This is a genomic window from Archangium sp. (assembly GCF_036388035.1).
Taxonomy (GTDB): Bacteria; Myxococcota; Myxococcia; order Myxococcales; family Myxococcaceae; genus Archangium.
Genome location: NZ_DASVSO010000519.1, coordinates 1 through 7653, shown reverse-complemented (window position 1 = coordinate 7653; position 7653 = coordinate 1). Strand labels below are relative to the sequence as shown.

At 69.3% G+C, this 7653-nt stretch carries 8 protein-coding genes; 4 read left to right on the top strand and 4 right to left on the bottom strand.

The window, feature by feature from the left end; translation table 11 throughout:
* Nucleotides 1-1018: tetratricopeptide repeat protein (locus tag VF697_RS20985; protein ID WP_331097664.1), on the top strand; the 1018-nt coding region annotated here is incomplete at its 5' end.
* 13 nt (nt 1019-1031) lie between these two features.
* Here the strand turns inward: VF697_RS20985 and VF697_RS20980 are convergent.
* Nucleotides 1032-1934 carry a LysR family transcriptional regulator gene (locus VF697_RS20980; RefSeq protein ID WP_331097662.1) on the bottom strand — a complete coding sequence of 301 codons (903 nt, stop codon included), beginning with the start codon at nt 1932-1934 and terminating at the stop codon, nt 1032-1034.
* 78 nt (nt 1935-2012) lie between these two features.
* Between VF697_RS20980 and VF697_RS20975 the strand changes: the two genes are divergently transcribed.
* Nucleotides 2013-3248 (top strand): multidrug effflux MFS transporter, encoded by a 1236-nt coding sequence (locus VF697_RS20975; protein WP_331097661.1) that lies wholly within the window; start codon nt 2013-2015, stop codon nt 3246-3248.
* 19 nt (nt 3249-3267) lie between these two features.
* On the opposite strand, the gene VF697_RS20970 is transcribed toward VF697_RS20975, so the two are convergent.
* From VF697_RS20970 to VF697_RS20960, 3 genes are all read right to left on the bottom strand, one after another.
* Nucleotides 3268-4335, bottom strand: coding sequence for a hypothetical protein (locus VF697_RS20970; RefSeq protein WP_331097659.1), 1068 nt, complete (start codon nt 4333-4335; stop codon nt 3268-3270).
* Nucleotides 4336-4517: 182 nt separating this feature from the next.
* The gene (locus VF697_RS20965) at nt 4518-5105 is read right to left on the bottom strand and encodes an NYN domain-containing protein (protein WP_331097657.1); all 588 of its coding nucleotides are present in this window, start codon (nt 5103-5105) and stop codon (nt 4518-4520) included.
* Between the two features lie 53 nt (nt 5106-5158).
* Nucleotides 5159-5644: an SMI1/KNR4 family protein gene (locus VF697_RS20960; protein WP_331097655.1), complete on the bottom strand. Its 486-nt coding sequence runs from the start codon at nt 5642-5644 to the stop codon at nt 5159-5161.
* Nucleotides 5645-5878: 234 nt separating this feature from the next.
* Between VF697_RS20960 and VF697_RS20955 the strand changes: the two genes are divergently transcribed.
* A complete protein-coding gene (locus tag VF697_RS20955; protein WP_331097653.1) occupies nt 5879-6628 on the top strand; it encodes a sterol desaturase family protein in 750 nt (249 codons plus the stop codon).
* Nucleotides 6625-7653 (top strand): MMPL family transporter (locus tag VF697_RS20950; RefSeq protein ID WP_331097651.1); only part of this gene is annotated, 1029 nt, incomplete at its 3' end. The genes VF697_RS20955 and VF697_RS20950, both read left to right, overlap by 4 nt.

Here is a 7653-nt window from a genome sequence, read left to right as displayed (position 1 = left end):
GGGGAGGACGAGGGCGGAGGGGGCGGTGGCGGTGGGGCTGGCACCGGGGCCGTCCCGGGTGAAGAGGGTGGAGGGGGAGGGGATGGGGGTGGCGAGGGTGACGGTGAAGGGGGGACAGAGCGTGGGGGCGGCGGGGCTGAGGTACGAGCCGCAGGCGCTGGCGGTGGGACTGCTCAAGGGAGACCCGGAGCAGATGGACGAGGAGGAGAGGCGGGAGTGGAGGAGGGGAGAGGCGCTCAGGCTGTTGGCGGTGGGAGAGGCGGGGATGGCGCTGAGGCTCTTCGAGGAGCTGCTGGCGCAGCGGCCCGGAGACGTGGGCGCCCAGCGTGGCCGGGTTCGCTCCCTGCTTCGTCTCGCCGAGGCCTATGACCGGGTGGGAGATCGCCAGAAGGTCCAGGAGGTGCTGCGCGCGGCGCTCGCGGCCGAGCCCTCGCTCACCCAGGATCCGGACTTCACGAGCTGGCGCTGGAGACCCGAGGTGCGCGAGGTCCCCAAGGGCGGGGGAGCCCAGGCACAGGCCCCGCGAGCCGAGGAGGGCACCGGGCGGCTCCTGCGCCTGGGGCTGGGCCTGGATGTCCTCGGCTCACGAGGGGAACTGGCCGTGGTGGGCTCGGCCATCTTCCTGGAGCACTGGGCAGTGCACCTGGGCGTCGACCCGCGAGGGCCCGGACTCGATGTCGGGCTCCGGCTCCAGGTCCCCCTGCGCACCCTCAGCGCCCGGGTTTCGCCGTGGGAGCAACTGCACGGAGAGCTCTTCTTCGGCCTCGGGCGCCACCTGTCCTTCGCGGACCTGGGACTGCCCGCTCGCGCCGATGAGCCGGTATGGGGCCGTGGGTATTCCTACCAGCAGCTCTATGGAAGGACGGTGCACCTCGATGGCGGCCTCCAATTCGTCCACACGGCGGGGCCCCTCCTCGAGCTGGGCCTGGGACTCGTCGCCACCTCCGGACTGGAGCCCGAGCAGACCCTGAAGCTCGTGCCCGTCCTCGACGTGGGCGTGGGCTGGCGCTTCCAGTGACCGTCGAGGGGCTTCAACCCCCTCGGAACAGCTTGCGGAAGTGCTCGGTCATGAAGTCGATGAACACGCGCACCCGGTGGGGCAGGTGCTTGCGCTGAAGGTAGACCAGCGAGATGTCGAGCACATCGGACGCGTAGGCCTCGAGGAGGGTGCGGAGCCGTCCCTCCCGCAGGTCCACGTCGACGAGCGACCAGGGCAGCCGCGCCAGCCCCACGCCCTCGAGCGTCGCCTCGCGCAGTACGGCGATGTCGTCCACGACGAGCGTGCCCGACACGGGGATGACGACAGGACCCTCCTCCATCCGGAAGGTCCACTTGCTGCCCTTCATGCGCAGGCAGTTGTGGTGCATCAGGTCGTGCGGAACCTGGGGCGGCGCACGCCGGGAGACGTACTCGGGGGCGCCGCAGATGACCATCCGCTCGGTTCCGAGCCGACGCTCGATGAGTGAACGATCCTGGGGATGGGGGCGGATCCGGAACGCCACGTCGAAGCCCTCCGCGAGCATGTCCACCTGCTGGTCCGACACGGACAGCTCCACCTGCAGCCGGGGGTAGCGCTCGGCGAGCGCCCGGAGCATGGAGGCGAGGGGGTGCAGGGCGATGCCGACGGGGGCGGCGACGCGCACGGTGCCCTCCGGGAGGGTGCCGACGTTACCGAGGAGATCGGAGGCTTCGTCCGCCACGGAGAGCAGTTGGACGCAGCGCTCGTAGAGCCGGGCGCCTTCCTGGGTGACGGACAGGCGACGCGTCGTGCGCTGGAGCAACCGGACGCCGAGCCGACGTTCGAGCGCGGTGACGCGGGTGCTCACCGCCGACTTGGAGATGCCGAGCCGGGCCGCGGCCCCCGAGAACGAGTTGGCCTCCACGACACGGGCGAACACGGTCATCGCCACGAGGTCGTCCAGGGATGCACTCATGATTGTTCTCCTGGCGAAACAGTGTTTTCGCCCGGAGGTCGTTGGTCAACCCATGCGTCGACCGTTAGAGAGCTTGGAATGAGCACTCCCTCCTCGCCTCCGCGACATGTGCTGTTGACGCTCGTACTGGGCGCGCTGACGGCGTTCGGCCCGCTGTCGATCGACATGTACCTGCCGAGCCTCCCCACCATCCAGGGAGAGCTGGCGACGTCCGCCACGGCGGTCCAACTCACCCTGGCGGCGTTCATGGCGGGGTTGGGACTCGGCCAGCTCGCCTACGGCCCGCTCTCGGACCGGTTCGGACGCCGACGCCCCCTCATCGCGGGAGTCGTGCTCTACATCCTCGCGTCCGCCGCCTGCGCGTTCGCGCCGAGCATCGAGTGGCTCATCGCGCTCCGGTTCCTCCAGGCGGTGGGCGGGGCCTGTGGACCGGTCATCGCGCGTGCCATCGTCCGTGACCTCTACAAGGGCCGTGACGTCGCCCGTGTGCTCTCCCTGCTCATCCTGGTCATGGGGGCGGCGCCCATCCTCGCGCCGCTCCTCGGGGGCTGGGTCCTCGGCCTCGCCGGGTGGCGGGCCATCTTCACGGTGCTCGCCGTCATCGGCGTCGTCGCCCTGGTGTTCTCGGTGGCGGTGATTCCGCGGACGGCGCCCCACGTCGGGCCCTCGGGTAGCTCCAGCTCCCTGGGGACGAACCTCCGCGCCGTCCTCGGCGACCGGCGCTTCATCATCGCCACGCTCGCCGGTGGTTTCTCGCAGTCGGGCATGTTCGCCTACATCTCTGGCTCGCCCTTCGTGTTCATGGGCATCCACCACGTCTCGCCGGAGCGCTTCGCCTGGCTCTTCGGGATGAACGCCTTCGGGCTCATCGCCGCCTCGCAGCTCAACCGGCGGCTGCTCTCCCGGTTCTCTCCCGCGCGAATCGCCCTCGCGGCGGCGGGTGTCATGGTCCTGGCGGGCGCCGTCCTCGTGGGGCTGGCCGTGACCGGGACGGGGAGTGTCCTCACCCTCGCCCCCACCTTGTTCCTCTTCATCTCGAGCCTGGGCTTCGTGGGGCCGAACATGACGGCACTGGCCCTGGAGGAGCACGGCTCCCGGGCGGGGCTGGCGTCCGCCGTGCTCGGCGCCGCGCAGTTCGCCACGTCCGCCGGGGCATCCGCGCTCGTCGGGCTCCTCAACGATGGCACCATGCTCTCCATGGTGGGCGTGATGGGCACCTGCGCCGTGACGACCTGTGTGCTGGCCCTCTTCACGCCCGGGGGCGAGAAGGACGAGGCCCCCGTCGCGCAGACCCCCGCTCCCGTGGCGCGGTGAGGGACGGCGCGGGGGAGCGTTACTCCTCCTGTCCCGCCGAGCGTTCGTACCGGATTCCAAGCTCTGGAAAGCGGGCGGCGATCCCATCAATCACCGGGAACGTCGTGTCACCCCACTGATTGGAGAGGCAGTAGGTCTTTCCCTCCGCCCGCAGGAGCTGATCGTCGGCATTGAACCAGCGGCGGGGGTGGTAGGCGCGGGTCCCCGCCTCGGGCTCCACTTGGAGCTTTGCTTCGAACTCGGCCTTCGTCGCGCAGTTTCCCGAGACGACGAGCCACTTCCCACGAGGAACGGGCAGCTCGGCGATCGGGATCTTGCGCTCGATCGCTGCACGGACCACTGCGTACACCATGTTCCTCTTCCACTGGTTGGGATGGCGCTGTCCCGCGCAGAAGAGGTCATACCGGGTGAAGTCCGGCCCACCCTCTTGTCGGCGCGACTGTCGGCGCTCGGTCGCCTTCTCGCGAAGCTGCACTTGATAGGCATCCGCTTCTGGAAGCGGGATGAGTTGCTGCACGTCGAGCAGGAGCTTGTCCTTGAACCGATAGGGCCGTAGCCGGACGCAGCGGATGTCGAGATCCCTCTCGTTCAGCCACATGACGGTCGTGGTCAACTCCTTGGAGAAATCCGCCGAGGCCAGGAGCACCTTCACGTCCGCGGCGAAGCTCTCCTCCTCCGGTTCATCCCACCCGAGGAAATCGAGGACTCGCTGCTTGGCATCCTCCCCCGCCCTGCCAATCCGAGCGAGATAGTCGGAATGCACCTCGACCAGTTTGGAGAAGGTCATGGCCGATACCATCGCCGCGTAACGGAGGGCCTGAAGCTCCATGTGGCCACCGTCTTCGGTTCGCTTGAGTTCGATCACCACGAGGTTGGCGCTGCGGTCCAACCCGAGCAGATCGATCCGGCGGTGGCTGTCCTCCCAGTCCCCAAATTCCTCTGTGATGACGAGCGTCTCGGGCGAGAGAACCTCTATGGCGTCCCGGAGGAGGCGCTGGAGATCCCTCCGCTCGAGTACGCCAGACTCAGCGAACGTGGTCTCGGAGAGAGGGGTGATGGCAGTCGGGGTCAACTCATAGAGGGCCATGACTCATGCAATCGCGCAGCGCTCCGTCCATTCAAGGCGAAACGGACGGAGCTGCCACTCTCCGCACACGACGTCCCAGCCGTGGCTCTCAGGGGCCAGCGGCCAGGCAGGCGTCTGCCAATTGGAGGCAGACGAGCGGTTCTGGACGAGTGGATGCGTCGCGGTGAGGCCCTGGCGCCGGGCTACAGGAAGAACGAGGGGTCGAACTCGTCCACGCGGACCGGGAGCAGGCGCGGCAGCGGCCGCTGGAACACCTTGGCATTCAGCTCGAGGTCGAGGATCTCCAGCCCGGCCGGGACGAGCTCGCGGAACCGCTGGCTCACGTACTCGCGCAGCCCGAGGATGGCCACCTGCCGCTTCTCCTCGAGCAGCGGGCGCAGGGCGTCCGCGAAGTCGGCCCCGTCGTGGCTGGCGAGCCCGACCGCGGCCTTGGGGCGCTGGGTGCGGATGGCCTCCAGGAGCTTGAGGATGCCCAGGTCCACCACCTTCTGGTCGGGCCGACCATAGAGGAGCGCCACCTCGCAGCCGGCGGTCTTCAGGGCACGCACGAAGCCGATCATCACGTCGGGCAGCTGCTCGCCCCGGGCGTTCAGCACCACGATGCAGCGCACGGGGGCGGGGAAGTGGTTCTCACAGAAGGCCACCAGGCGATCGAACTGCATCCGATCCTGGGGTTCGGGCTTTCGTCCCACGACATTGGACACGGCCCAGTCGACGTTCTCGGCGTCGATGAGCACGTAGGAAGCTGCGGCAGGGCGTGAGGAGAGCATGGGGGGAGGATACCCGGGGTCCGCGAGAACAGGATCAAAGGACTGCCGGGCAATCAACGTCCGGCTGCACGCTTCAACCAGAACTGGCGCCCCTTGCTCCGCAGTGCAGCCTCCAAGAACTCCGAGAATGAACGGGCGATCTGGCCGCACTGCTTCGGGTCCGGCCAGGCCTCATGCCAGCCGTCGGTGAGGGGATAGCGGCCGTTTTCCGGGTGGCCCACATCCACCAACACGTAATCGCCGTCCTGCACGTAGCACAGGGCGTACACGGAGGCAGGACCCCATGTGTCGTCATCCTCGTCGTAGATGGCCACCCGCGCCCGAATGATCTCGGACAACGGGAGGATGCGGTAAGGGCAACCTGGCCGCTGCTTGAACAACTCCGCCCCGTTGCAATGCAGGTAGAAGGCACGCAGGTCCGGGTCCAGCTTCCATCCTACGCGCTGCTCGAACGCCTCGAGCTCCTCGGGGGGGGTGGGGGGGCACGGGAAGTGGTCGCGGGAGACCTCTTCGAGCAGGTGGCTCATGGGCGTGGCCATCGTCAGTTGTCCGTATAGGGCAGAGCGGGTCCCACCGCATTCCAGGGCGGCTGGCCGCTGTAGCAAGCCGGGTACGCCTTGGTGAAGACCTTGGCCGTGCTTCCCTCTGCACGGGCTCTGTGTCACGTCCTGCACGGGTGCGCCTGCGTCCTACCTGGGGCCCGAGGAGAGGGGGAGGGTGGTGCGCCCCGGCCCGGCTCGTGCAAGTCTCGTTCACGAATGAACACCGTGGGAATGATTCACACCGGGACGGCCCTGGCGATGCTGACGCTGGTGCTGCTGGAGCTGAGGAATCCGCAGTTCCGGGCGGACAGCTTTGGCGCGGGGCCGAGGCGACGGCGCAACTGGGCCTTCTTCGTCACCAGCTTCTTCCCGACGATGGTGGTGCAGTCCGCGGCCTCCTGGTTCCACGCGCACCTGCCGACGCTGATGCGGCCGGGGACGCTGCCCCCCGTGGCGGACTTCGTGGCCTGCATGCTGGTGGCCGAGCTGGTGAGCTGGACGAGCCACTGGGTGAAGCACCAGCACCCCTTCCTGTGGCGCTTCCACTTCCAGCACCACCGCGAGGAGCATTTCAGCGTCTGGATGGTGACGCACACGCACGCGCTGGAGGTGGTGCTGTCGGGCTCGGCGCTCGTGGCCCTGCTGGCGGCGCTGGGCTTCTCGCCCGTGTCCGTGCAGCTCTACTTCGCGCTGTATTCGGTGGTGCTGACGTACCACCACTCGGCGCAGGGGTACTCGCTGGGGTGGCTGGACTGGCTCATCATCAGCCCGGCCTTCCACCGCCACCACCACCGGCGGGACGGGAAGGGCAACTACGGCGGGACGCTGACGGTGTGGGACGTCGTCTTCGGCACGGTGCGCTGGCCCGAGCCGGAGACCTCCTCCGCCCCGGTGGGCCTGCCGCCGCACGCCCGCGAGCCGTTCGGCTTCCGCAAGGAGATGCTGTACTTCCTGTCGGGTGGGCGTAGGCAGCGCTCGTGACCTGGCTCGCCCTCTTCGAGCGACTGCTGGCGCACCGCGGGCGCCTGGGCCTGGGCCTGCTCGCCCTGTGCGTGGTGGCGGGCCTGGGTGCCGCACGCGTGCCGATGGACCCCTCCATCGAGCGGATGCACCCCATGGGGGACGCGGCCAAGACGGACTTCGATCGCTACCGGCGCGCCTTCCCCGGCGAGGACTCGCAGGTATTCGTCATCACCGAGGGCCCGGGCGTCTTCACGCCCGGAGGACTGGCCTCGCTGGCGAAGCTGGAGGAGGAGCTGCGCGGCCTGCCCCGTGTGCGGCACGTGGTGGGGCCTGCCTCGGCGCCGGGTGCCGACGGGCTCCTCTTCCCCGAGGCGTCTCGCGGGAGCGTGGAGGGACTGCGGCAGGCGCTCGCGCGAGTCCGGCGGGAGCCGCTGGCCCGCGTGCTGGTCCACCCCACGCGCGAGCTCGCGGTGGTGCAGGTGTCGCTCGCGTCGGGCGCGGGGGTCGAGCGGATTCTCGCCGAGCGCGCCTTCTCCCTCCAGGCCGGGGAGCTGCTCGCCCGCCACGCGGGGCCGGAGCTGAAGCTGACGCTCTCGGGCGCGCCGGCGGTACGCGCCACGCTGGCCCGCATGATCGAGGAGGACATGGGCCTGCTGCTGCCCCTGGCGCTGCTCGTCATCCTCGGGCTGGTGGCCTTCGCCTACCGCGACCTCTGGTCCGTGCTGGTCACGGCGGCGACGCTGGTGGTGGCGTGGCTGTGGATGGTGGGGGCGATGGGGTGGGTCGGCGTGCCCTTTGGCGTGCTCACCTCGTTCGCGCCCATCGTCATCCTCATCGTGTCCCTCACGGACACGGTACACGTGCTGTCGGACCTGGAGGAGCGCCGCCGCTCGGGGACGCCGTACGCGCGTGCCCTCGTCGAGGCCATGGCGAACGCGGCCGGGCCGTGTCTGGCCACCGAGCTCGTCATCGCCGCGGGCTTCCTGTCCATGGGCTTCATCGGCCTCACCGCCGTGTGGGAGTTCGGCCTGGCCACCGCCATG